The following is a 22,773-nucleotide window of genomic DNA, read 5'->3' as shown; positions in this document are numbered from 1 at the left end:
CGATGGGCGTGCTCCTGCAATTTGTCGGCGACTGGGGCCATGCGCTCGCGGCCGTCCTGTTCGCGGCGCTCGGCATATTCCTGCTGCGCCGGCGCGAGGATGCGGCCGACATGCGGCTGCTGGCGGTTGCGCTGCTGCTGACGTCCTGCTGGGCGCTCTATGTCTCGTTCGGCGGGGTGTCGAAGCCGCTGTCGGGGATTTGCGAGAGCATCCGCAACGCCGCCTGGCTGCTGGCGCTGTTCCTGATGCTGCGGCGCGGGCCGGCGGGGCGCAGCGGCATAAGCCGGCCGGTGGTGGCGCTCTATGCCGCCGTCGCGGGCTTGATCCTGCTCCAGACCTTCACCGACCTGGTCTGGCGCGGCCTGCCGGTCGAAAGCGACCTGCACCAGGCGCTGGTCGTCACGTCGCTGATCCTGCGGATGATGACCGCTATCGGCACTCTGCTGCTGGTCCATCATCTCTACAGCAACTGGCCCTCGCGTGAGCGGGGCGGCATCACGCTGGTGCTGGGCGCGCTGGCGGCGATGTGGACATATGACCTCAATCTCTACGCCATCTGCTATTTCGTGCCGCGTCATGTCGGCGAGCTATACGCGATGCGCGGGCTGTTGATGGCGCTGCTCGCGCCGGTCATCGCGGTGGGGCTGCGGAAGGGTGTCCGGGGGCGGTTGCAATTGTCGCGCGCCATCACCTTTCAGTCGCTGTCGGTCATGGCTGCCTGCCTCTATGTGCTGGCGCTGAGCGCGGTGGCGGTTCTCATCGAACTCATCGCCGGCCCCTATGCGCGGGTGGTGGAGATCGCCGCCGTCTTCTTCACGGCGGTGAGCGCGCTCGTGCTGCTGCCATCGCCGCGGTTGCGGGCGCTGTGGAAGGTGCAGGTGGCCAAGCATTTCTTCCAGCATCGCTATGATTATCGCACCGAATGGATGCGCTTTGGCGAGACGATCGGGCGGCCCGGACAGGATGCCGCGCCGCTGGGCGAGCGGGTGGCCAAGGCGGTGGCCGACATCACCGACAGCCCCGCCGCGATGCTGCTGCTGCGTGACGAGCGCGGGGGCCTGTCGGTCGAGACGGGGTGGAACTGGGGCGGCGATCTGGCGGAGGCGGGGCCGGTCTCGCCGGAGGCCGCCGCGACGATCGAGCAGAGCGGCTGGATCGTCGATTTCGCGCGGCTGCCGATCACGGACCGGATCATCGACCTGCCTGAATGGATGGTGCATGACCGGCGCGTCTGGGCGCTGGCGCCGCTGCTGCATTATGGCCGGCTGATCGGCGCGATCCTGCTGGCGCGGCCGCCGGTGGACCGGCAACTCGACTGGGAGGATCTGGACATGCTGCGCGCCGCCGGGCGGCAGGCGGCGACCCATATCAGCGAGGCGCAGGGGCAGCAGGCGTTGAGCGACGCGCAGCGGTTCGACGAGTTCAACCGCCGTTTCGCCTTCATCGCGCATGACATCAAGAATCTGGTGAGCCAGCTGTCGCTGCTGACGCGCAATGCCGAGCGCCATGCCGACAATCCCGAATTCCGCGCCGACATGGTGCTGACGCTGAAGGAATCGGTGGGCAAGATGAACGACATGCTCGCGCGCCTGTCCCAGCATAACAAGGGCCGCCCCGAAGAGCCGCGCCCGATGCTGCTACGCGCGCTGCTGGAGCAGGTGGCGCGCAGTCGGCGGCGGCAGCATGGGGTGGAGGTCAGCGGCGACGCGCCGATGGCGCTGGCCGATCCCGCGCGGGTCGAACAGATCATCGTCCATCTGCTGCAAAATGCGATCGATGCCAGCGCCCCCGACCAGCCGGTGCTGCTGCGCCTGTCCGCCGACGCGGAGCATGCCATCGTCGAGATCGTCGACCGGGGGCGGGGGATGAGCGCCGACTATGTGCGGCGGGAATTGTTCAAGCCCTTTTCCTCCAGCAAGGCAGGCGGCTTTGGCCTGGGCGCGTTCGAGGCGCGCAGCCTGGCCGAGGCGATGGGCGGGCGGATCGAGGTGGAGAGCCAGCCGGGGCAGGGCAGCCGCTTCACGCTCCGCCTGCCGCTCGCCCCGCAATGGCCGATCGAGACAGCGAGCGAGACACGAGAGAAGGCCGCCTGATGAGCGACACGCGACCCAAATTGCTGATCGTCGAGGATGATCCGGGGCTGCAACGGCAGTTGCGCTGGGCCTATGAGGATTATCGGCTCTTCATCGCCGGCGATCGCGAGGAAGCGATCGAGATGCTGCGCGCCGAGGCGCCCGACGTGGTCACGCTGGACCTGGGCCTGCCGCCCGATCCCGACGGCACCAGCGAAGGCTTTGCCACGCTGGCCGAGATGCTGAAGATCAAGCCCGACACGAAAGTGATCGTGGCGTCGGGCCATGGCGCGCGGGAAAGCGCGTTGGATGCGATCGCGGGCGGAGCCTATGATTTCTACCAGAAGCCGGTCGATATAGACGAACTGGGCCTGATCGTGCGGCGCGCCTTCCATGTCCATGCGCTGGAGCGGGAGAATGCCCGGCTCGCCGACACAGCGCCGGAGGATGGGCGCGTGCTGGGCCGCCTCATCACCGGCGCGCCCGAGATGATGAAGGTCGCCCGCACGATCGAGCGGGTGGCGAGCGCCAATGTATCCGTACTGCTGCTGGGCGCGAGCGGGACGGGGAAGGAGTTGCTGGCGCAAGGGTTGCACGACGCCAGTCCCCGCCGCTCCGGCGGGTTCGTCGCGATCAATTGCGCGGCGATCCCCGAGACGTTGCTGGAATCGGAACTGTTCGGGCATGAGAAGGGGGCCTTCACCGGCGCGGTCAAGACGACGCCGGGCAAGATCGAGCAGGCGCAGGGCGGCACATTGTTCCTGGACGAGGTGGGCGACATTCCGCTGGCGCTTCAGGTGAAGCTGCTGCGCTTCTTGCAGGAGCGGGTGATCGAGCGGATCGGCGGGCGGACGCCGATCGCGGTGGATACGCGGATCGTGTGCGCGACGCACCAGAATCTGGAGGAGATGATCGCGGCGGGCAGTTTTCGCGAGGATCTTTATTATCGGCTAGCCGAGATTGTGGTGCGTATCCCATCGCTACGCGAGCGGCCGGGCGATCCGGCGCTGCTGGCGCGGCATTTCCTGACCCGTTTCGCCCGCGACCTCAACCCGCAGGTCAAGGGGCTGGCGCCCGACGCGCTCGCCGCGCTCGACGCCTGGGGCTGGCCGGGCAATGTGCGCGAACTGGAGAACCGGATGAAGCGCGCCATCATCATGGCGGACGGCAAGCTGATCACCGCCGCCGACCTCGACCTGGACGAGGAACGGGTCGAGGGGGCCGAGGTGGTGAACCTGAAGGCGGCGCGGGAAATGGCGGACCGGCGCGCGATCCGCCGCGCCATCGCGCGCACCGACGGCAATATATCGGGCGCGGCCAAGATGCTGGGGATCAGCCGGCCGACGCTCTATGATCTGCTCAAGCAATATCAGATGCAGGGGCAGGGCTGATGCGTCGGTCGCGGCTGTTTCTGATCGCCGGGGTGGCGGCGCTGGCGCTGGGCGGTGCGGGGCTGTGGCAATGGCGCGCGCATGAGCGCGACGGCAGCGCGGCGCTGACGCGGGGGATGGCCGCGCTGGAGAAGGGCGACGCGCGGACGGCGCGGGTCGAGTTGATGAACGCGATCAAGGGCGATCCCCGATCGGCAAGGGCGCGTGCGGCGCAAGCGGCGGCGCTGGTCGAACTGGGCGATGGCGCGGGTGCCCAGGCCGAGGTCGCGCGGGCGCGGGCGCTGGGGATGCCTGCGGCGGAGACGCGCGCGATCATGGCGCAGGCGCTGTTGCTGCAGGGCGATGCGGCCGGCGCGTTGCGCGAGGCGCGGGCGGGGGATCTGCCACCCGATCAGGCCGTGGCGGCGGCGCGAGTGATGGCGCGGGCGGCGCTGATGCTGGAGGATGCGGCGGGTGCGCGGCGGTCGCTGGAGAAGGCGTTGGCGGCCGCGCCGGACGATCCCGAGACATGGGTGGAGCTGGGCCGGTTCCGGCTGGCGATCGGCGATCAGGCTGGTGCGATCGCGGCGGCCGACCGGGCGGTGGCGCTGTCGCCGAGCAGCGCCAAGGCGCTGACGCTGCGGGGCGAACTCACGCGCGCGCAATATGGCCTCACGGCGGCGCTGCCCTGGTTCGACCGGGCGCTTGTCGCCAATCCCGATGCGGTGCCGACGCTGGAGCAATATGCCGCGACGCTGGCCGATGCGGGGCAGGCGAGCAAGGCGCTGAGCCTCAGCCGCCGTCTGCTGGCGCTCGATCCGGCGAACCCGCGCGCCTGGATGCTTCAGGCGGTGATGGCGGCGCGGGCCGGGGAGGAGGATCTCGCGCGCAAGCTGCTGGAGCGGACGCAAGGGCGGCTGGATGGCGAGGCGGCGACGCGGCTGCTGCGCGGAGTGCTCCATCTGGGCGAGGGCAATGCGGTGCTGGCGGCCGAGGCGCTCGCGCCGCTGGTGGAAGGGCAGCCTGATAACCGGGCGGCGCGGACTTTGCTGGGCAAGGCGCATTATCTGAACGGCGATTACGCGGCCGCCGCCGCGAGTCTGGCCCCGATCGTGGCGCAGCGCGACGCCGACCCCTATGTGCTGACGCTGGCGGCGCGGGCGCAGGAGGCGCTGGGCGACCGGGTTATGGCGGCGGACATGCTGGCGCGCGCCGCCTGGCCGGTCCGGGCGGCGGCCGATCCGTTCATGGCGCCAAGTGATATGCCGCCCCCGGCCGATGTCGCGACGGCGCGCGACAATATTCCCTATATCCGCGCGCTGCTGAGCAGCGGGCGGAGCGCCGAGGCGGTGGAGCGGGCGCGGTTGCTGAGCCGCGCCAATCCGGGCGCGCCCGACGCCTGGCTGATCCTGGGCGATGCGCTGGGCGCGGCGGGGCAGGCGGGCGATGCGGCGCGCGCCTATGAGGCGGCGGCGAATATCCGGTTCGATCGGGCAGCGGCATTGCGGCTGGCGGCGGCCTGGGGCCGTGCCGGCGATCCCGCGCGCGCGGGCCAGGTCGTGCGGCTGTTCCTGACGCAGAACCCCAATGACGTGGAGGCGCAGCGGCTGGCCGGGGCGATGGCCTTACAGGCGGAAGATTGGCGCGGGGCGCTGCGGCTGCTGCGCGCGGTGCAGGCGCGGATCGGCGACAATGACGCGGTGCTGATGGCGGACCTAGCCCGTGCGGCGCTGGAGAGCGGGGACAGGAACGCCGCCCGGGCCTATGCCGCGCACGCCTACCGGCTGATGCCGGGCAATCCGGTGACGGCGGACATGCTGGGCTGGGTGCTGTTGCGAACGGGGGAGAAGGGGGCTGCGCCGGTCGACCTGCTGGAAAAGGCGGTGGCGCTGGTCCCCGGCGCGCCAGCGGTCCAGATGCATCTGGGGCAGGCCTATGCGGCGGCGGGACGGAAGGGGGAGGCGAAGCTGGCGCTGGGCCGGGCAGCGCGCGCACCGGGTTTCGCCGGGCGGGATGAGGCGCTGGAGGCGCTGAGGGCGCTGTAGGCGTCACAGTCCTGATGTGATTGAACTTCCGTGCTCCTGCTTTCGCAGGAGCACCGGTTCCACATCAGTAGGAGGGCGCCTTACGCCTTCGCCAGGTCCAGGTCGGCGGGACGGAGGCCAAGGCGGCGCATCTGGGCGGCCACGGGGGGCCAGACGGTTTCGAGAAAACGCTCGCGTTCGGCTTCGCGCAGGCGGCGGGTCGCGCCGTTGGCGACGAACATGCCCACGCCCCGCTTCACCACGACTATGCCGTCATCCTGAAAGCTCTGATAGGCCTTGGCGACGGTCAGCGGGTTCGCGCCCTGCGTCGCGGCGAAGGCGCGCACGGAAGGAAGCAGGTCGCCATCGGCGAATTCCCCGTCCAGGATCGAAGCGGCTATGATCTCCCGCAAGCGGAGATAGACGGGTTTGGAGTCGTCGGCCATAGTGCATCAGTGCCATAATACAGCCATGCGGGTCAAGTTTGCAAATTACGCCGATCCATTTGTCTGGGTAATTATCTGTCCCACACCGAAACGATCGAGTCATAATCTGGCCGGGGGCGCTCTTCCTGCGGACGGCCAGGCGTGCCGATGAAGATGAAGCCGGCGATCGCCTCGCCATCGCGGGCGAAAGCGGCGCGCACATCCGCATTGTAGGTCGGCCAGCCGGTGAGCCAGCCGCCAGCGAAGCCCAGCGCATGGGTGGCGTGGAGCAGGTTCATGATCGCCGCGCCGACCGACAATTGCTGTTCCCACACAGGTATCTTGCTGCCCGCGACCGGCGCCGACAGGGCGACCACAAGGGTTGGCGCCTGATGCGCGAATTGATGCATCGATTCGATCTCGAGCCGTCCCGCGTCCGGCTTTTCGGCGCGATAGGCGGCCTCCAGCAGCGCGGCGAGCGCCGTGCGCCGGTCCTGCGGCACGATGACGAAGCGCCACGGCGCGAGCTTGCCATGATCGGGGGTGCGGAGCGCCACCTCCAAAATCTGGCGCAGCTGCGCGTCGTCCGGGCCGGGCGCGATCAGGTCGCGCGGCTTGCCCGAACGACGGGTCTGGAGGAGCGAGAGCGGGGTGGAGCGATCGTTGAACATCGCGGCCAGACATGGCGCGGGCGGCCCAGCGACGCAAGGGCGCACCGCGCCTTTTGACAGGATGATCCACATGGTTCTAGGCTGCGCCCATCATGCGGCCGCCGATCGCGGAGGGCCGACACAGAACACATATAAAGGGTGCCGGATGGCGACTTCGGATAGCGTTGCGGGCGAGGCAGGCAAGACCTGGCTCGGCCATCCGCGCGGGCTGTATCTGCTCTTCTTCGCGGAAATGTGGGAGCGTTTCTCCTATTACGGGATGCGCGCCATCCTGATTTTCTACCTGACCAAGCATTTCCTGTTCGGCGAGGACAAGGCCTATCTGCTCTATGGGGCCTACACTTCGCTGGTCTATATCACGCCGGTCATCGGCGGCTATCTGTCCGACCGGTTCCTGGGACCGCGCAAGGCGGTGACGGCTGGCGGCGTGTTCATCGCCATCGGCCACTTCCTGATCGCCATCACCGAAGGGCCGGGCGGGCAGCAGCCCTTCTTCCTCAACGGCTTCTATCTGGCGCTCGCCAGCATCATCGTGGGCACCGGGTTCCTCAAGGCCAATGTCTCGGTGCTGGTGGGCGAACTCTATCCGCGCGACGATGCCCGGCGCGACCCGGCCTATTCGATCTTCTACATGGGGATCAACATGGGCGGGATGCTGGGGCCCATCGTCTGCGGGCTGCTGGGCGAGCTATGGGGATGGAGCTGGGGCTTCGGCGCGGCGGGCGTTGGGATGCTGCTGGGTCTTGCGGGGTTCGTGTGGCTGAAGCCATGGCTGCTCGGCAAGGGCGAGCCGCCAGCGCCGCAAGTGCTGCGCGAACGCACCGGGACCGGCCTGTCGCGCGAATGGACCATCTATCTTGGCGCGGCGCTGGGGGTTCTCGCGATCTGGCTGGTGATCCGCTACGCCGAATTGCTGGGCTATGCGCTGCTGATCTTCGCCGCCGCGACGCTGATCTACATCGTCTGGCGCAGCGTCATGACGCTGCGGCGCGTCGAGCGCGACCGGATGTTCGCCGCGCTGTTCCTGATCGCGCTCAACCCGCTGTTCTGGGGGTTGTTCGAGCAGACCGGGTCGTCGCTCAACATCTTCACCGACCGCAATGTCGATCGCGCGATCCTGGGGTGGGAGGTGCCGGCATCGCTGTTCCAGTCGGTCAATTCGATCTTCATCATCCTGCTCGCCCCGCTGTTCGCCGTGCTCTGGACGATCCTCGACAAGCGCCGGCTGGAGCCGTCCTCGCCGGCGAAGTTCGGCATCGGCCTCATCCTGTGCGGCGCTGGGTTCCTGGTGCTGGTGGCGGGCGCGGCTATGGCGGGGGAGAGCCTGACCCCGGTGCTCTTCGTATTCCTGATCTACCTGTTCCACACCATGGCGGAACTCTGCTTCTCGCCCGTGGGCCTGTCGGCCATGACGCGGCTGTCGGTCTCTTCGATGGTGGGGCTGGTCATGGGCACCTGGTTTCTCGCGATGGCGGCGGGCAATTTCATCGCTGGGCTGATCGCCCGCGCGACCGGCAGCGGTGAGGCGGGCGACGTGGCCCAAGTGCTTGACGTTTATACGCAGATCGGCTGGTTTGCCGTGGTGGTGGGGGGGCTGGTTCTGCTCGTTTCCCCCTTCGTCAAACGGATGATGCACCTGGACAGCATCGGCGCGGAGGAAAAGGCATGAACAGGACGGGCAGGATGCTGCTGGTCGCGACGTTGCTGGCGGGTGTCGCCGGCCCGCTCGCGGCGAAGAAGGACAAGGAGGAGGCGCCGGCCAGCCAGGGATCGTCGGCCGAGCCGGAGAACCCCTATCCGTCCACCTACAAACCCTATCCGGGCCGGCCGACCGTGCTGCGCGGGGCGACGATCTTCGACGGCGAAGGCGGACGGATCGACAATGGCGTCGTGTTCCTGTCGGACGGCAAGGTGACGGCGGTCGGCGGACCGGACACGCCGATCCCGGCCGACGTGCTGCTGATCGAGGCGCAGGGCAAATATGTGACGCCGGGCGTGATCGACATCCACAGCCATCTGGGCGATTATCCCTCGCCCGGCGTCGATGCGCTGTCGGACGGCAATGAAGCGACATCGCCCGTCACCCCGCACGTCTGGGCCGAACACAGCATATGGCCGCAGGATGCCGGCTTCACCCGCGCGCTCGCCAATGGCGGCGTCACCTCGCTCCAGATTTTGCCGGGATCGGCCAATTTGTTTGGCGGGCGCAGCGTGACGCTCAAGAATGTCCCGGCGCGCACCATGCAGGGGATGAAATTCCCCGGTGCGCCGCAAGGATTGAAGATGGCGTGCGGCGAAAATCCCAAGCGCGTCTATGGCAGCAAGGGCCGCGAACCTTCCACCCGCATGGGCAATATGGCGGTCAACCGCCAGACCTGGATCAAGGCGCGCGAATATCAGAAGAAGCGGGCGGCGGGCAAGGACCAGACCCGTGACCTTGCTATGGAGACGCTGGCCGACGTGCTGGAGGGCAAGATCCTGGTGCACAACCATTGCTATCGCGCCGACGAGATGGCCAACGTCATCGATATGAGCAAGGAGTTCGGCTACAAGGTCTCGACTTTCCACCATGCGGTCGAAGCCTACAAGATCGCCGACCTGCTGCGCGAGAACGGCATCTGTTCGGCGATGTGGGGCGACTGGTACGGCTTCAAGATGGAAGCCTATGACGGGATCAAGGAAAATGTCCCGCTGGTCCATCGCGCGGGTGCCTGCGCCATCGTCCATAGCGACGATCAGGACGGCATACAGCGGCTGAACCAAGAAGCGGCCAAGGCGCTGGGCGCGGGGCGGCGCATGGGGATCGACATCAGCGACGAGGTGGCCTGGACCTGGCTGGCGATCAATCCCGCGCGGGCGATGGGAATCGCCGACCGGACCGGCAGCCTGAAGGTCGGGAAGATGGCCGACGTTGTGCTGTGGAATGGCAATCCGTTCAGCACCTATACCCGGCCGGAGAAAGTGTGGATCGACGGGGCGCTGCTCTATGACAGCACCGACCCCAAGCGCCGCGGCGTGGTCGATTTCGAGCTGGGACAGATCGGCGCGGGAGACGTGAAATGAAGACGAACGCGCTTATCCTTCCCTTCCGTTCGGGCTTGTCGAGAACCGTTGACGCGGGCCGTTCCCGACCGACGCTTCTCGGCTTCGCTCGAAGCTGCTCGAAACAAACGGCAGTTTGGTTTGTGGTAGCTGCGGGATTCGCGACGGCCCCGGCCCTCGCCCAGTCGGTCGCGATCACCAACGCCACCCTTGCGATCGGCGACGGGTCGGAGCCGATCAAGGGCGGGACAGTGGTCATCAGCGCGGGGCGGGTCGTCGCGGCGGGGGCCGGCGTGGCGGTGCCTGCCGGAACGACAACGGTCGATGCGGGCGGCAAATGGGTGACGCCGGGGATCGTATCGGGCTTCTCGCGCGTGGGGCTGGCCGAAGTGCCGGCGGTGCGCGAGACCAACGACACCAGCGCCGGGCGGTCGCCCTTTTCCGCCGCGATCGATGTCGCGCCCGTCATCAACCCGCTCGCCAACCCGATCGCGATCAGCCGGACCGCCGGCATCACCCGCGCGGTGGTCGCGCCGGCGACGGGCAGCAGCATCTTTGCGGGGCAGGGCGCGGTCGTCGATCTGGGATCGGACCTCAATCCCATCACCAAGGCGCGCGCCTTCCAATATGTCGAGATGGGGGAAACGGGTTCGGCCGAGGCGGGCGGCAGCCGCGCGGCGATGATCCTGACCTTCCGCATGATGCTGCGGCAGGCGCAGGAGTTCGCCAGGGCGCCCGCCAGCTATGACGGCAACAGCAAGGACGCCTTGCTGAACCGCGTCGATGCCGAGGCGCTGGTGCCGGTCGTGACGGGTGCGATGCCGCTGATGGTCCATGCCGAAAGCGCGCGCGATATCCTGGCGGTGCTGGCGCTGCGGCAGGAATTTTCGGCGCTGAAGCTGGTCCTGGCCGGCGCGACGGAAGGCTGGATGGTGGCGAGCCAGATTGCCGCGGCCAAGGTGCCGGTCATCACGGCGGGCCTTGAAGACCTGCCGTCGAGCTTCGAGAAACTGGCTGCCACGCAGAGCAATGTCGGGCGACTGGTGAAGGCGGGGGTCAGCGTATCAATGGGAATGCTGACCGGCGACGATGCCTTGCAGCTGCGCGCGGCAACGCAGCAGGCGGGCAATATGGTCGCGCTGACCAAGGTTCCGGGGGCGACCGGACTCAGCTGGGGGCAGGCGCTGCGGACGATCACTTCCGCGCCGGCCGAGGCGATAGGGCTGGGCGATCGTTTCGGATCGCTCCGGGCCGGACGCGCGGGCGACGTGGTGTTGTGGGACGGCGATCCACTGGAAATGACCTCCGCCCCGGTGGCGGTGTGGATCGACGGGGTGCAGCAGCCGCTCGACAACCGCCAGACGCGGCTGCGCGACCGCTACGCCACGCCGACCGAGGGGTCGCTGCCCAAGGCCTATGAGTGGTAGGCTTTAGTCCCGGCCGGCGCGGATGGCCGCGCCGCCGGCGATCGGGGTGATCGCCACCAGCAGCAGCGACGCTGCGCCGAGAAATTTGAAGGCCGCGCCGCTGCCGTCGCCCAGCGTCCCCGCGCCGAAGATCAGCAGCGGGACAGCGAGCGGTAGCGCAAGCAGCCCGGCGAGCGCGCCGCTGGAGCGAAGCCCGGCGGTGAGGGTCGCGACCAGCAGGCCAAGCGCGGCGAGCGCCGGCGTGCCGATCAGCAGGCCGAGTTCCAGCGTCGCGATGGTCGGCCCTTCCAGTTTCAGCAGGGCGGCGGCGGGCAGGGTGGCGATCATCAGCGGCGGGCCGAAGCCGAACCAGTGCGCGAGGAGCCGTGCGCTCACCAGCATTTCCTCGCCGATGCCGCGCAGCGCGATCTGGTCGAGGATGCCGGCGTCGGCATCGGGCGCGACGAGGCGGTCGACCGGGAGCAGGCTGGCGAGCAGCGCCGCGATCCATATCATCCCGCCGCCGGTGCGCCGCAGGACGGTGGCGTCCGGGCCGACGGCGAAGGGGTAAAGGCTGGCGACGAGCAGCAGGAAGGCGACCGGAAGCCACAGGCCGCCTGACGCCCAGGCCTGACGCAGGTCGCGGGCGGCGAGGAGGTAGAGCAGCCTCATGCCGTCTCCGCCTGATGGTCGGCCAGCGAAAGCGTAACCGGCGTGGCAATGGGCAGGTGCTGATGCGAGGCGGCGAGGATGATGCCGCCCGCCGCGAGGTGCCGGGCGATTGCCGCACCGAGCAGGTCGAGCGAGGCGGTGTCGAGGCCATTGCCAGGCTCGTCGAGCAACCAGATCGGCGCGCCGCTGGCGATGACATGCGCCAGCGTGGCGCGCTTGCGCTGGCCGGTGGAGAGCATCCGCACGGGGACTTGGGCCAGCGGCGCGAGCGCCATGGCGTCGAGCGATCCCGCGACCGCCGCGACATCCGCGCCGTCCAGCGCTGCCCAGAAGCCCAGAGCATCGCGCAGCGGCCGGTCGGCATCGAGCGCCAGCCGATCGTCGGCGAGCGCGATGCGGCCAACGGCCTCCATGGTGCCGGCAAAGGGGCGAAGCAGGCCGGCGCACAGCCGCAGCAGGCTGGATTTACCGACGCCGTTAGGTCCGGTCAGCAGCGCCGTGCCGCCCGGCTCCAGCGCCAGCGACACGCCCCGGAACAGCAGCCGCCCGCCGCGCAGGCAGGCGACGTCCGACAGGCGCAGATGCGCGGGCGTCATGGCGCGACCATATCCTCCAGCACATGCATGTCGAGGTCGGACAGTCCGAAATGATGGCCGATCTCATGCACGACGACATGGGTGATGAGCGCGTCGAGCGGGACGCCGGTTTCGACCCATTCGTCGAGCAAGGGCCGGCGGTAGAGATGGACGGTGGGCGGCGTGTCGCCGGTCTGCGCCTCCTCCCCGACGCTGCGGCCGGTATAGAGACCGGTCAGTTCGAACGGGTCTTCCAGATCCATGGCCTTTAGGGTCGCTTCATCCGCGAATTCCTCGACGAACAGAACCACATGGGTCAGATGCTCGGCAAAGGGCGCGGGCAGGCGACCCAGCGCCTCCAGCGCCAGCGTCTCGATCTCCTCACGGGTGGGAGCGAAGCGGGGCGGTTGACCGTTGGCTAACATGGCTGCCACATACGCCAAAGCCCCAGGATTTGGATAGGGACATGATCGCGAAATTGACCGATGAAGAGCGCGCGCTCGCGCTTGCCGACCTGCCGCTCTGGACGCCGGTGATGGAGCCGGACGGGATAACGCGCCGCTTCACCTTCACCGATTTCAACGCCGCCTTCGGGTTTATGACCCGGGTCGCGATATTGGCGGAGAAGGCGGACCATCATCCTGAATGGTCCAATGTTTACAATCGGGTGGATATCCTTCTCACCACCCATGATGCGGGTGGGCTGTCGCAGCGCGACATTTATCTGGCCAAGTCGATCGAGGCGCTGGGGGCCTAGTAGCCGCCGCTTTCGATCCGGTCCTCATAGCCCTTGAGCGCGGCGATGACCGACGGATCGCCCGCATAGCGCCGGCGCAAAAGGGCGAGGCGCGCGTCGGTGCCGGTGCAGAGTTCCGCCACATTTTCCGCAATATAGGCGCGGCGTTCAGCGTCATAGGGCTCCTCGCCGCGGAAATGGTCGCAGCCATCGCGATCGACCATGAAGGCGGTGACTTCCTGCGGGAAGGGCTCGACGCTGGCGCTGTTCTGCGACGGGGGCAGGTCCAGCGGATTGAAGGGGGCGGGCTGCGCGCGCACGGTCACTTTGGGGCCCGGACGGGCTGGCAAAGGTTCGGGTTCCGAAACGACCGGCGCCGGTTGGGGCGCGGGCCGAGGCGCGGCGACGGCGACCGGAGCGGGCGCAGCATTGGACTGGGCCATGTCATCGGATGTGTCGCGGCAGCCGGCGAGCAACGCCAGCATCAGCACCACCGGACCCAGACTTGCACGCCCGTTCACCCGATCTCCTCCCGCAAGCTGGCGATGAGATCGCCCATGAGGGGCAATCGCGACTCTTCCTCGTCCAAGATCGCCAGAAACGCCGCCCGCCTATAATCGCGGACCATGTCGGGGGAAAGACGGCTTGCCACGGGTGTTGCACTATTCACGATGTCCAGAAGCCGTTCGACCCCGTGCAGCCGGCCCCAGAGATAGTCATTCTCCCGGTAAGCCCTACTAAAAAAGGCTCCGAAATTATTGAATTCTATACCTTTCAAAGTTGCATTGGCGCCGCCGCCGCGCAGCGCCGAGCAGTCTTCGGGCGAAATGCGGTCGACCTTCACCGGATCATATTCGTCGAGAGTGTCACCCTGAAGCAACGGTAGGGTGGCGATGTCGGTGAAGGGAAAGCCGAGATAGGCGAGCAGCATGGTGCGCCGCCCGGCCTTGGGCAGCGCGGCGAAGGCGTCGGCGAGCATCCGGTCGGCGGCCTCGTCGCGCGCTTTGAGGTCGCGGGCTTGCGCCACGGCGTCGAGCGCGGCGGCCGCGTCGCCTGGCACATCCTGCGCCGCCGCGATGACGGCCGGGCCGTGGAAGTCCGCTTCCTCGCATTCGGCGTAGAGCGCCAGCGCGCCATAGATGGCGTCGTGCATCGCCTGCACCGCCGGATCGTCGGCCTCCGTCTCCAGTTCCAGCGTGTCGGCCAGCCGCCGCGCCAGATAGCGCAGCCGCCGGATGCGGAAGGCGAGATCGTGCGCGCGGAAGAAGGCGACCGGAGCGGAGGCAGAGCCGCTCGCCTCGGTCAGCTGGTCCGCGCCGACGGCCCGCACCTGTGCCCAGATCGCTTGGCGATAGGCTTCGCGCATCATCGCGCTGTCTTCGCCGGAGAGGCGGAACAGCAGCGTGCTCAGCGCCTCGACGATGCCCGAGAGCTTGAGGTGCCCGTAAGCGGGATAGGCAAAGCCCGCCGCGCTCGCCGCCCGCTGCTGCGCCTTCGCGCGCCACGCGGACAGGCGTGCGGGGTTGGGCCGGTCGAGGAACAGCATATTGCCGATCGCGCTTTCCACCTCCGCCTCTATGCCGGGGCGCAGCGCGTCGAGGATGCGCCGCATCCGGCGGATGCGCGCCGAATGGCGATCGATCGCCTCCAGATTGTCGCGGATCGGCTGTTCGCGCGGAATGTCCGACAGCGCGCCGAAGATGGTGCGGAAAAAGCCGGGGAGCGGCGCGCCCTCGCCCTGGGGCGCGTCCTCCTGCTCGCCTTCGCGGTTGAGGCGGATCGAGCGATGGCCGGGCTTGGGATCGATATAGACGAAGCGCCGGTCCACCTCCCGCCGCGAGGGCCGGTTGCGGAGCGCGCCGATCGCCTGCGCGAAGGGGGCGTTCGCCAGCACCGATCCGTCGATCAGCACCGCGTCCTCCGCCGTGCCGCGCGCGGCGTGGCGGGGCAGGGCGCGGGCGAGGAAGGCGTCGCGGGTCGGCCAACTGCGGTGGCGGCGTTTGAGCACCCGGTCCAGCTCTCGCACGGTGAAGGGCGGGAAGGCGCCGGGAAAACTCGCCGTCGCGCGGGCGGCGAAGGTGAGTTCGACGGGATCGGCGAAGGCGCGGCTGTCGCGCCCACGCGCGCGGAAGCCGATCGACAGCCGATGCTCGGTTTCAATGACCTGCGCCGGGCTGTTGAGATTGAGGCTTTGCGGATGACCTTCAAAATCGGTGACGGTGACGAACAGATCGAGCGGATGCCCCGCCGGCAACAGCGGCGGGCCGCGTTCCGCCACGCCCATCGCCTCGAAAGCGTCGAGCAGCATGGTCGTGAATATCTCGCCGCCGAAGGGCGGCTCGAACCAGCGCGATCGGATGAAGCGGGACAGCTTCATGCGGACTTCCTCGCGCGTGTCGGGCGCGACGGTGCGTTCGACCGCATCGCCCGGCCGTCGCGCCGCCATCCAGACGAGCGGCGTCGCCCAGAATTTGGTAAGCGCGCGTGCCGGGCGGGCATCGGGATCGAGCAGCCGGTCGACATCGGCATTGTCGAGCCACAGGTCGGTCAGCGGCTCCAGCGACTGACCGGTTTCGATCGCTTGCGCCAGAAAGATGCCGTTGATCCCGCCCGCGCTCGCCCCGGCGATGATGTCGGGCATGACGCGCAGCCGGATGCCGCTGTGCGCCTCGATCGCCTCCAGCACGCCGCGATACACCGCCTCGCTGCCTTCGCTCGGCGGCGCATGGTCGTGAAAGGCCCGGCTGGCCCGCGCCAGACGCCACACCTCCTTGGTGATGCCGTGCATGTAGACCGCCAGGCTGATCCCGCCATAGCAGACCAGCGCCAGGCGCAGCTCCCTCTCCTTCATGGAGGAACCGTCGCAGAGGGTGGGCGGATTGTCGAGGGGGCCTTAGCCAATCGCGAAGTCCGCCCAGATCGGCAGATGATCGGACGCCTTGCGCGCGGCCGCGCTTTCATGGACGCCGCAATCCTTCAGCGTCAGCCGACCGCAATGCATGATCCGGTCGAGCCGCGCCACCGGACGGCGCGCGTGGAAGCTGCGCCCGCATGGGGCGAAGCTGTAATGGCGCGCAAAATCGGCGAGGCAGCCGCGATCCGCGCTCCATTCGTTAAGGTCGCCCATCAGCACCGTCGGCATCGCGTCGCGTTGGCCAGCGGCATGGATGACGGCGGCGGCCTGCTTGCGCCGCCACAGGCCCGACAGGTCGAGATGCATGCCGAACACGCGCAGGGCTGCGCCATTCACGCCGACCTCCGCCATGGTCGCGCCGCGCGGCTCCAGATAGGGCAGGTGCAGCACGTCATGCGCGCCGATCTCCGCCGCCTTGCGGACCAGCAGCGCATTGCCGTGCCAGCCCATCGAATCGACCTGAACATTGAGCGGCACGGGCTTGTAATCGCTCGCCTTCTCGATCAGGTGCGGCGGGATCGCCGCCGAGCGCACGCCAAAGCGCCGGTCCGCCTCCTGAAGCGCGATGACGTCGGCATCGACCTCGTTCAACACCTCCAGCACCCGCTCGGGAACCCGCCGCCTGTCGGTGCCGATGGCCTTGCGGATATTGTAGCTCGCGACGCGGATCGTTGTCATGCCGGATCAATGCGCCAGCGGCGCGGATGTTTCCAGAGTCTCGTGCGATGTTCTTGCATTGTTCGCCATGCCCCGGCATAGCTGTGGCATGGCCAAGGCAAAGCGTAAGTTCGTCTGTCAGCAATGCGGCACCGTCACCGGCCGGTGGCAGGGCCAGTGCGAGGATTGCGGCGAATGGAACAGCATCGTCGAGGAAGCGGCCGAGACGGTCTTTTCCGCGCGGCATGACCTGCAAGGGGGCGGGCGGGCGATCACATTGGTCGGCCTCGACAGCCAGGTCGAACTGCCGCCGCGCACCTCCACCGGCATCGCCGAGTTCGACCGGGCGCTGGGCGGCGGCATCGTCAGCGGATCGGCGACGCTGATCGGCGGCGATCCCGGCATCGGCAAGTCGACCCTGCTGCTTCAGGCGGCGGCGCGGATCGCCGCGCGCGGGCTGAGCGTCGCCTATATTAGCGGCGAGGAAGCGGCCGATCAGGTGCGGTTGCGGGCGCAGCGGCTTGGCCTTGGCAATGCGCCGGTGCAGTTGGCGAGCGCCACGTCGGTGCGGGACATATTGACGACGCTGGGGGAGGGGCCGCCGCCCGCCTTGCTGGTGATCGATTCGATCCAGACGATGCACAGCGACCTGATCGAAGGCGCGCCGGGCACGGTCAGCCAAGTGCGGGCGTCGTCGCAGGAACTCATCAAATTCGCCAAGCAGCGTGGCACGGCGCTGATCCTGGTCGGGCATGTGACCAAGGACGGCAGCATCGCGGGGCCCCGCGTGCTCGAACATATGGTCGATACCGTGCTGGCGTTCGAGGGCGAGCGCAGCCACCAATATCGCATCCTGCGCGCGATCAAGAACCGCTTTGGCGGCACGGACGAGATCGGCGTGTTCGCCATGGTGGCGGAGGGGCTGGAGGAAGTCGCCAACCCGTCCGCCTTGTTCCTGACGCATCGGGACGAAACGGTGACGGGCGCGACGGTCTTTCCGGCGCTGGAGGGGACGCGGCCGGTGCTGGTCGAAATTCAAGCGCTGGTGGTGCGGCTGTCCAGCGGGGCAACGCCCCGGCGCGCGGTCGTGGGGTGGGACAGCGGGCGGCTCGCCATGATCCTTGCCGTGCTGGAGGCGCGTTGCGGCCTCAGCTTTTCGACGGCGGAAGTCTATCTGAACGTCGCGGGGGGATATCGGCTGAGCGATCCGGCCGCCGACCTGGCCGTCGCCGCCGCGCTGATTTCCGCGCTGTCCGAAAGGCCGGTTGCGGCCGATGTGGTGCTGTTCGGGGAGATTGCGCTGTCGAGCGAGATTCGACCCGTGGCCCATGCGCCGCTGCGGCTGCGGGAAGCGGCGAAGCTGGGCTTCAACCGCGCTTTCATCCCTGCGTCGGCGGCCGACGGGGTCAAGGGGATCGCCGTCAGCGGCTTCCGCACCTTGAGTCAGCTTGTTGACCAGATGCTCGGGCGGGGATAGCCACGCGCGGCATGAACGCCATCGACATTCTCGTCCTGCTCGCGATCGGCGGTTGCGCCGTTCTCGGCCTCATGCGCGGGTTCGTGCTGGAAACGCTGTCGCTGATCGCCTGGGTGCTGGCGATCTTCGCCATCCGCCTGTTCCATGCGTCGGCGGCCGAACTGCTCAGCGCCTTCGTCGGCAACAGCAGCGGCGCGGCGATGCTGGCGCTGGTGCTGGTGTTCGGCGTCACCTTCGGCGCGGGGAAGCTGATCGCCCACGCCATCGGCCGCCGCACGCGCCAGTCGGTGCTTGGGCCGGTGGACCGGGTGCTGGGTGCAGGCTTCGGCGCAGTCAAGGGGCTGATCGGCGCGACTTTGGTCTTCCTTGCCTTCAGCCTGGTCTATGACACCTTCTACGGTAGCGCGGCGCGCCGTCCCGACTGGCTGAGCGACGCGCGCACCTATCCTTTGCTCAACGCCAGCGGGCAGGCGATCAGCGAATTTCTGGCGGAGCAGCGGGCGAAGAAGCCGGCGGTGGAAGGGTAGATTGAGGGCGTGTTGCGTATCGATTAGTTGCGGACGGGAGATTAGCTATTTCTGTCTCCAGATTGCGGATATCGCGTCGGCGCCATTTGAGCAATCAGAGGCTACGAGTATATACTGGCACGGAATTCTGATGATGGATATGAGCGATGAACGGTAGATGCTTGGCCTTACTGATGGCCCTTTTTGTCCCTCTTGCCCCCTTGGATGCTCAACATCCGATGATCTTGGCGAGACTTAATGAATGGAACGCCGCCGCGCCCGTCCCTGCCGATGAGATTTTGAAAACAGAGATTCGAGGAGAAGCGGGCGAAATCTATGGCGGGAAGGCCGATTGCAATAGTTCGGATATTGCAATCGACACGATCGAACCCGCAACTGCCGATCGATATGCTTTCAATGCCATCTTACGAAAAGCGTTGAGGAACGCCTGGTTCGTAACCGCGAAATTGCCGGGTTGTGAGCAGGCACCCATGCGCTTTATGGTCCTGCAGAACGCTGACAATAGCTTACGCACAGTCCGCGTGAACCGCGGGATTTCCTATGCATGGGATTCGCTGATTGGCGATACGCTCCCGGCGGCTCAACTTGCCGCAACCATTGCTCTCGAGCGAGCGGGCGTTACGTGCAGTTCCAACGAAAAGACGATTTTGGGAGTCACACGGATTGCGGTTGGGGAGGCGAGCGTCGGTAAAAATGTCTTTGGAATTCGCTACTCCGGCAGTTGGACTGAAGTCTGGCCGATCGAAGCCTGCAAACGAACCGTCGAGGTATCGATCAAATTCACAGCTGACGGAGATGGTGGAGCGTTTACCCAAATTCTTGGAGATAAAACGCGAATTCTGTCTTAGCGGAACCACTGGACGAGCCGTCTAGCTGCCTCAGATGGACGGAGGGCGGTCTCCTCTTACAATCCGGCTGTTGGCTAATTAGGGTAGGAGAGACGGAAGCAGGCGGCCGCTAACCACCCAAATCCGCCATCCAACAGTTTGGGCGCCCTCAGCGGCTACAGCCACCCCTTCTCCCGATACGCCGCCGCCGTAGACTTCAGCCCCTCTTCGGTCGGAACCTGCGGCAGCCAGAGCCGCTTGGGCGGTTGCTTGCGTTTCGCGGCCACCCAGTCGGGATGGCAGAAATAGTCGACGCGGTCGGGGGTGAGCTTCGCGCGTTTGCCGCGCACCAGCCGGTCAGCGCGCGCCGCGATCCACAGCAGCCATTCGGGCGTCGCCATCACGCGGACATTGCGCCCGACCGCGCGACCGATCGCCGCGCCAAAATCCTTGTGGTCCCAGCCGCCGGCCACGCCGTCATCGACTTCGTAGCTGCGGGTCAGGCTGTTCTCCTTCTCCTGCGCCAGGGCGAGGAGCAGCCGGGCGAGGTCGCCGACATGGATGACCGACAGCCGTCCACCGGGCGGAAGCATCATGATGCCGCGCTTCGCCATGCGGAACAGTTCCAGCATCTCGCGGTCGCCGGGGCCGTAGATCGCTGGCGGGCGCACGATCGTCCAGTCGAGGCCGCTTGCCTTGACATGTTTTTCGGCCAGTTCCTTGGACCAGCCATAGTCCGACAGCTTGGGCTCCCGCGCGGCAAGCGAGGAGACATGCACCAGCCGCCTGATGCCGCGCCGCCGCATCGCGTCGATGACCGCCACCGTGCCGCGCGCATTGCCTGCCTCGAACCCGTCGCGGTCGGGCGCGTTCACCACGCCGGCGATATGGATCACGGCGTCGGCGTCGCGCACCAGCGTATCGAGCGCGGCGGCGTCCTCCAGCGATCCCGGCACCCATTTGAGCCTGGCGCGGGGCGGCTGCGCCTTGCGGGTCAGGGCGTTCACGCGAAACCCTTCGCCCAGCGCCTGCTCCAGCACCTCGGTCCCGACGAAGCCGGTCGCACCCGTCATGGCAATCCTGAACGGCACGGGCTTCACATCATCGCCAAATGGTCGCGGTGGACGAGGACGGAGCGCGGCATTTCGCCCAGAAGGGCGGCGATCTCCTCGCTGCGGCGGCCGGCGATCTTCGCGGCGGCGGCGCTGTCATATTCGACCAGGCCGCGCGCGATCACCCGGCCGTCCGGCGCGACGATGTCCACGACGTCGCCGCGCTCGAACAGCCCTTCCACGCTGGCGACCCCGGCGGGGAGCAGGCTGTTGCCGCGCCCGAGCGCCTTTTCCGCGCCCGCGTCGATCACCAGCCGCCCGCGCGTCGTCAGCCGTCCGGCAAGCCAGCCCTTGCGCGCGCCCTTGCCCTGCGCCGCCATGAAGATCGAGCCACGCCCGCCCTTCGCCCAATGCGACAGCGGCGCATCCACCTTGCCCGACAGGATGGCGAGGTGCGCGCCCGCGCCGGTGGCGATCTTCGCCGCCTGGATCTTCGACACCATGCCGCCCGATCCCATGCCGGACGCCGAGCCGTCATCGGCCATGCCCATGACCGCCGCGTCTACCGTCTCTATCGTCTCGATCAGCATCGCATCCGCATCGACGTGCGGGTTGGCGGTGTAAAGCCCGTCCACGTCCGACAGCAGCGCAACCGCGTCGGCCCGTGCCGCCTGTCCGATGCGCGCCGCGAGCCGGTCATTGTCGCCGAAGCGGATTTCGGCGGTCGCCACGCTGTCATTCTCGTTGACCACGGGTACGACGCGCAGCGCCATCAGCCGCTCCAGCGTGGCCGATGCGTTGAGGTAGCGGCGGCGATTTTCAAGGTCGTCCAGCGTCACCAGCATCTGCGCCGCGGTGATGCCGCGTTCGGCCAGCAGCCCGGCCCAGCATTGCGACAGCGCGATCTGCCCGGTCGCCGCCGCCGCCTGCGCGTCCTCCAGGCTGGCGCGACCGCCCTTGGGCAGTTTCAGCCGCCGCGCGCCGAGCGCGATCGCGCCGGAGGAGACGATGATGACCTGCTGCCCCGCCGCGTGCCGCTCCGCCACGTCGGCGACGAGCGTGCGGAGCCAGTCGGTGCGGACCTCGCCCGCCGGATCGACCAGCAACGCCGACCCGATCTTCACGACCAGGCGGCGGATGAGGGCAGGGGGGAAGCCGGAAAGGGGGTGGGTCACTTACTCAACATCCGTTCGGGGATTCAGGCGGAGGTCAGATCGGCGACCATGGCTTTTCGGCCTCGGGCGCGTCCTCCTCGTCCGCCTCGGCCGGTTCGTCGAGCAGCGGCAGCACCGCGTCCAGCAGTGCGCCCACGCCTTCGCCGGTCGCGCCGGAGATGATGAACACATCCTCGACGTCCGCCTCCTCGCGCAGCTGCCCGGCGATGTCCTCCATCAGTTCCTGCCCCAGCAGGTCGCCCTTGTTCAGCACCACCAGTTGCGGCTTTTCGTCAAGGCCGCCGCCATAGGCCGCCAGTTCGTCGGTCACGATGCGGAAGGCATCGACGGGGTCGTCCGCCGTCGCGTCGATCAGGTGCAGCAGCACCCGGCATCGCTCGATATGGCCCAGGAACCGGTCGCCGATCCCCGCGCCCTCCGCCGCGCCCTCGATCAGGCCGGGGATGTCGGCGAGCACGAATTCGCGGTCGCGGTGCAGCACGACGCCCAGTTGCGGCTTGGTGGTGGTGAAGGCATAGGCGCCGACCTTCGCCTTGGTGTTCGTCACCTGGTTGATGAAGGTCGACTTGCCGGCGTTCGGCATGCCCACGAGGCCCACGTCGGCGAGCAGCTTCAGCCGCAGCCAAACCCACATTTCCTTGCCCGGCCATCCGGTGCCATGCTGACGCGGCGCGCGGTTGGTGCTGGTCTTGTAGGACAGGTTGCCGCGCCCGCCGTCGCCGCCGCGCAGCAGCACCAGCCGCTGGCCGACTTCGGTAAGGTCGGCGAGCAGCTCCTGCTCATATTCCATCGTGCCGTCTTCCGCGTCCTCCGTCCCCTCGACGGGAACCGGATCGGACAGGATCTGCGTGCCGACCGGCACCTTGATGACCAAATCCTCGCCGCCCGCGCCATAGCGGTTCTTGCCCATGCCGGGCTGGCCGCGCTGCGCCTTGAAATGCTGGGTGTAGCGGAAGTCGATCAGCGTGTTGAGCCCGGCGACCGCCTCGAAGATGATGTCGCCGCCCTTGCCGCCATTGCCGCCGTCCGGGCCGCCATATTCGACATATTTTTCGCGCCGGAAGCTGACCGCGCCGGGGCCGCCCCAGCCGGACTTGATGTAGATTTTCGCTTGATCGAGGAAATGCATGGCGCGCCCATAACGCCATATG

The 22,773-nt window shown here is 67.8% G+C and carries 21 protein-coding genes; 10 read left to right on the top strand and 11 right to left on the bottom strand.

Features of this window, described 5'->3' with window-relative positions; translation table 11 throughout:
* Positions 1–2: 2 nt before the first annotated feature.
* From prsK to ACETPF_RS07515, 3 genes are read left to right on the top strand one after another with little or no spacing between them, the layout of a single operon-like run.
* Positions 3–2,093, top strand: a complete 2,091-nt coding sequence (prsK, locus tag ACETPF_RS07525) for an XrtA/PEP-CTERM system histidine kinase PrsK (protein WP_373933789.1) — start codon at positions 3–5, stop codon at positions 2,091–2,093.
* Positions 2,093–3,463 carry a PEP-CTERM-box response regulator transcription factor gene (prsR, locus tag ACETPF_RS07520; RefSeq protein ID WP_373933787.1) on the top strand — a complete coding sequence of 457 codons (1,371 nt, stop codon included), beginning with the start codon at positions 2,093–2,095 and terminating at the stop codon, positions 3,461–3,463. The genes prsK and prsR overlap by 1 nt, the downstream gene beginning before the upstream one ends.
* Positions 3,463–5,487: a tetratricopeptide repeat protein gene (locus ACETPF_RS07515; RefSeq protein WP_373933786.1), complete on the top strand. Its 2,025-nt coding sequence runs from the start codon at positions 3,463–3,465 to the stop codon at positions 5,485–5,487. The genes prsR and ACETPF_RS07515 overlap by 1 nt, the downstream gene beginning before the upstream one ends.
* 80 nt (positions 5,488–5,567) lie before the next feature.
* Here the strand turns inward: ACETPF_RS07515 and ACETPF_RS07510 are convergent, their stop codons facing one another.
* The gene (locus ACETPF_RS07510) at positions 5,568–5,912 is read right to left on the bottom strand and encodes a GntR family transcriptional regulator (RefSeq protein ID WP_373933785.1); all 345 of its coding nucleotides are present in this window, start codon (positions 5,910–5,912) and stop codon (positions 5,568–5,570) included.
* Between the two features lie 71 nt (positions 5,913–5,983).
* Positions 5,984–6,562 carry a nitroreductase family protein gene (locus ACETPF_RS07505; RefSeq protein ID WP_373933783.1) on the bottom strand — a complete coding sequence of 193 codons (579 nt, stop codon included), beginning with the start codon at positions 6,560–6,562 and terminating at the stop codon, positions 5,984–5,986.
* 145 nt (positions 6,563–6,707) lie between these two features.
* On the opposite strand from ACETPF_RS07505, the gene ACETPF_RS07500 reads away from it, so the two are divergent.
* The 3 genes from ACETPF_RS07500 to ACETPF_RS07490 all read left to right on the top strand — a co-directional run bounded on the left by ACETPF_RS07500 (position 6,708) and on the right by ACETPF_RS07490 (position 11,031).
* Positions 6,708–8,231, top strand: coding sequence for a peptide MFS transporter (locus ACETPF_RS07500; protein WP_373933782.1), 1,524 nt, complete (start codon positions 6,708–6,710; stop codon positions 8,229–8,231).
* Entirely contained in the window at positions 8,228–9,625 is a 1,398-nt protein-coding gene (locus ACETPF_RS07495) for an amidohydrolase (RefSeq protein ID WP_373933781.1), read from the top strand. The genes ACETPF_RS07500 and ACETPF_RS07495 overlap by 4 nt, the downstream gene beginning before the upstream one ends.
* Positions 9,626–9,747: 122 nt before the next feature.
* A complete protein-coding gene (locus tag ACETPF_RS07490) occupies positions 9,748–11,031 on the top strand; it encodes an amidohydrolase family protein (protein ID WP_373933779.1) in 1,284 nt (427 codons plus the stop codon).
* 3 nt (positions 11,032–11,034) lie between these two features.
* On the opposite strand, the gene ACETPF_RS07485 is transcribed toward ACETPF_RS07490, so the two are convergent.
* Genes ACETPF_RS07485 through ACETPF_RS07475 form a run of 3 tightly spaced genes read right to left on the bottom strand, consistent with a single transcriptional unit; the run spans position 11,035 to position 12,682 of the window.
* A complete protein-coding gene (locus ACETPF_RS07485) occupies positions 11,035–11,682 on the bottom strand; it encodes a heme exporter protein CcmB (protein ID WP_373933777.1) in 648 nt (215 codons plus the stop codon).
* Positions 11,679–12,278 carry a heme ABC exporter ATP-binding protein CcmA gene (ccmA, locus tag ACETPF_RS07480; protein ID WP_373933776.1) on the bottom strand — a complete coding sequence of 200 codons (600 nt, stop codon included), beginning with the start codon at positions 12,276–12,278 and terminating at the stop codon, positions 11,679–11,681. The genes ACETPF_RS07485 and ccmA overlap by 4 nt, the downstream gene beginning before the upstream one ends.
* Positions 12,275–12,682: a metallopeptidase family protein gene (locus ACETPF_RS07475; RefSeq protein WP_373933968.1), complete on the bottom strand. Its 408-nt coding sequence runs from the start codon at positions 12,680–12,682 to the stop codon at positions 12,275–12,277. The genes ccmA and ACETPF_RS07475 overlap by 4 nt, the downstream gene beginning before the upstream one ends.
* A 41-nt stretch (positions 12,683–12,723) precedes the next feature.
* Between ACETPF_RS07475 and ACETPF_RS07470 the strand changes: the two genes are divergently transcribed.
* Positions 12,724–13,014 (top strand): 4a-hydroxytetrahydrobiopterin dehydratase, encoded by a 291-nt coding sequence (locus ACETPF_RS07470; protein WP_373933775.1) that lies wholly within the window; start codon positions 12,724–12,726, stop codon positions 13,012–13,014.
* Here the strand turns inward: ACETPF_RS07470 and ACETPF_RS07465 are convergent.
* Genes ACETPF_RS07465 through ACETPF_RS07455 form a run of 3 tightly spaced genes read right to left on the bottom strand, consistent with a single transcriptional unit; the run spans position 13,011 to position 16,585 of the window.
* Entirely contained in the window at positions 13,011–13,514 is a 504-nt protein-coding gene (locus ACETPF_RS07465; protein ID WP_373933773.1) for a hypothetical protein, read from the bottom strand. The genes ACETPF_RS07470 and ACETPF_RS07465 overlap by 4 nt on opposite strands.
* A complete protein-coding gene (locus ACETPF_RS07460; RefSeq protein ID WP_373933771.1) occupies positions 13,511–15,844 on the bottom strand; it encodes a patatin-like protein in 2,334 nt (777 codons plus the stop codon). Before ACETPF_RS07460 ends, ACETPF_RS07465 begins: the two co-directional genes overlap by 4 nt.
* A gap of 42 nt (positions 15,845–15,886) precedes the next feature.
* Positions 15,887–16,585, bottom strand: coding sequence for an endonuclease/exonuclease/phosphatase family protein (locus ACETPF_RS07455; protein ID WP_373933770.1), 699 nt, complete (start codon positions 16,583–16,585; stop codon positions 15,887–15,889).
* A gap of 88 nt (positions 16,586–16,673) precedes the next feature.
* Here ACETPF_RS07455 and radA point away from each other — a divergent pair, with 88 nt between their 5' ends.
* The 3 genes from radA to ACETPF_RS07440 all read left to right on the top strand — a co-directional run bounded on the left by radA (position 16,674) and on the right by ACETPF_RS07440 (position 19,416).
* A complete protein-coding gene (gene radA, locus ACETPF_RS07450) occupies positions 16,674–18,041 on the top strand; it encodes a DNA repair protein RadA (protein ID WP_373933768.1) in 1,368 nt (455 codons plus the stop codon).
* 11 nt (positions 18,042–18,052) lie between these two features.
* Positions 18,053–18,568, top strand: a complete 516-nt coding sequence (locus ACETPF_RS07445) for a CvpA family protein (protein WP_373933767.1) — start codon at positions 18,053–18,055, stop codon at positions 18,566–18,568.
* Positions 18,569–18,741: 173 nt separating this feature from the next.
* The gene (locus tag ACETPF_RS07440; RefSeq protein WP_373933766.1) at positions 18,742–19,416 is read left to right on the top strand and encodes a hypothetical protein; all 675 of its coding nucleotides are present in this window, start codon (positions 18,742–18,744) and stop codon (positions 19,414–19,416) included.
* Positions 19,417–19,571: 155 nt separating this feature from the next.
* Here the strand turns inward: ACETPF_RS07440 and ACETPF_RS07435 are convergent, their stop codons facing one another.
* Genes ACETPF_RS07435 through obgE form a run of 3 tightly spaced genes read right to left on the bottom strand, consistent with a single transcriptional unit; the run spans position 19,572 to position 22,751 of the window.
* Positions 19,572–20,468 (bottom strand): NAD-dependent epimerase/dehydratase family protein, encoded by an 897-nt coding sequence (locus tag ACETPF_RS07435; protein ID WP_373933765.1) that lies wholly within the window; start codon positions 20,466–20,468, stop codon positions 19,572–19,574.
* 23 nt (positions 20,469–20,491) lie between these two features.
* On the bottom strand, positions 20,492–21,622 hold the full coding sequence (gene proB, locus ACETPF_RS07430) for a glutamate 5-kinase (RefSeq protein ID WP_373933763.1): 1,131 nt from the start codon (positions 21,620–21,622) through the stop codon (positions 20,492–20,494).
* 34 nt (positions 21,623–21,656) lie between these two features.
* Positions 21,657–22,751 carry a GTPase ObgE gene (obgE, locus tag ACETPF_RS07425; RefSeq protein ID WP_373933762.1) on the bottom strand — a complete coding sequence of 365 codons (1,095 nt, stop codon included), beginning with the start codon at positions 22,749–22,751 and terminating at the stop codon, positions 21,657–21,659.
* Between the last annotated feature and the right edge of the window lie 22 nt (positions 22,752–22,773).

Source organism: Sphingobium agrisoli (genome assembly GCF_041877245.1).
GTDB lineage: Bacteria > Pseudomonadota > Alphaproteobacteria > Sphingomonadales > Sphingomonadaceae > Sphingobium.
This window is presented reverse-complemented; position numbering and strand designations above follow the sequence as displayed.

What these genes read in the sequence shown, in the direction of transcription:
- prsK (WP_373933789.1), top strand. Translation starts at nt 3, where the DNA reads ATGGGCGTGCTCCTGCAATTTGTCGGCGACTGGGGCCATGCGCTCGCG.
- prsR (WP_373933787.1), top strand. Translation starts at nt 2,093, where the DNA reads ATGAGCGACACGCGACCCAAATTGCTGATCGTCGAGGATGATCCGGGG.
- ACETPF_RS07515 (WP_373933786.1), top strand. Translation starts at nt 3,463, where the DNA reads ATGCGTCGGTCGCGGCTGTTTCTGATCGCCGGGGTGGCGGCGCTGGCG.
- ACETPF_RS07510 (WP_373933785.1), bottom strand. Translation starts at nt 5,912, where the DNA reads ATGGCCGACGACTCCAAACCCGTCTATCTCCGCTTGCGGGAGATCATA.
- ACETPF_RS07505 (WP_373933783.1), bottom strand. Translation starts at nt 6,562, where the DNA reads ATGTTCAACGATCGCTCCACCCCGCTCTCGCTCCTCCAGACCCGTCGT.
- ACETPF_RS07500 (WP_373933782.1), top strand. Translation starts at nt 6,708, where the DNA reads ATGGCGACTTCGGATAGCGTTGCGGGCGAGGCAGGCAAGACCTGGCTC.
- ACETPF_RS07495 (WP_373933781.1), top strand. Translation starts at nt 8,228, where the DNA reads ATGAACAGGACGGGCAGGATGCTGCTGGTCGCGACGTTGCTGGCGGGT.
- ACETPF_RS07485 (WP_373933777.1), bottom strand. Translation starts at nt 11,682, where the DNA reads ATGAGGCTGCTCTACCTCCTCGCCGCCCGCGACCTGCGTCAGGCCTGG.
- ccmA (WP_373933776.1), bottom strand. Translation starts at nt 12,278, where the DNA reads ATGACGCCCGCGCATCTGCGCCTGTCGGACGTCGCCTGCCTGCGCGGC.
- ACETPF_RS07475 (WP_373933968.1), bottom strand. Translation starts at nt 12,682, where the DNA reads ATGTTAGCCAACGGTCAACCGCCCCGCTTCGCTCCCACCCGTGAGGAG.
- ACETPF_RS07470 (WP_373933775.1), top strand. Translation starts at nt 12,724, where the DNA reads ATGATCGCGAAATTGACCGATGAAGAGCGCGCGCTCGCGCTTGCCGAC.
- ACETPF_RS07460 (WP_373933771.1), bottom strand. Translation starts at nt 15,844, where the DNA reads ATGAAGGAGAGGGAGCTGCGCCTGGCGCTGGTCTGCTATGGCGGGATC.
- ACETPF_RS07455 (WP_373933770.1), bottom strand. Translation starts at nt 16,585, where the DNA reads ATGACAACGATCCGCGTCGCGAGCTACAATATCCGCAAGGCCATCGGC.
- radA (WP_373933768.1), top strand. Translation starts at nt 16,674, where the DNA reads ATGGCCAAGGCAAAGCGTAAGTTCGTCTGTCAGCAATGCGGCACCGTC.
- ACETPF_RS07445 (WP_373933767.1), top strand. Translation starts at nt 18,053, where the DNA reads ATGAACGCCATCGACATTCTCGTCCTGCTCGCGATCGGCGGTTGCGCC.
- ACETPF_RS07440 (WP_373933766.1), top strand. Translation starts at nt 18,742, where the DNA reads ATGGCCCTTTTTGTCCCTCTTGCCCCCTTGGATGCTCAACATCCGATG.
- ACETPF_RS07435 (WP_373933765.1), bottom strand. Translation starts at nt 20,468, where the DNA reads ATGACGGGTGCGACCGGCTTCGTCGGGACCGAGGTGCTGGAGCAGGCG.
- obgE (WP_373933762.1), bottom strand. Translation starts at nt 22,751, where the DNA reads ATGCATTTCCTCGATCAAGCGAAAATCTACATCAAGTCCGGCTGGGGC.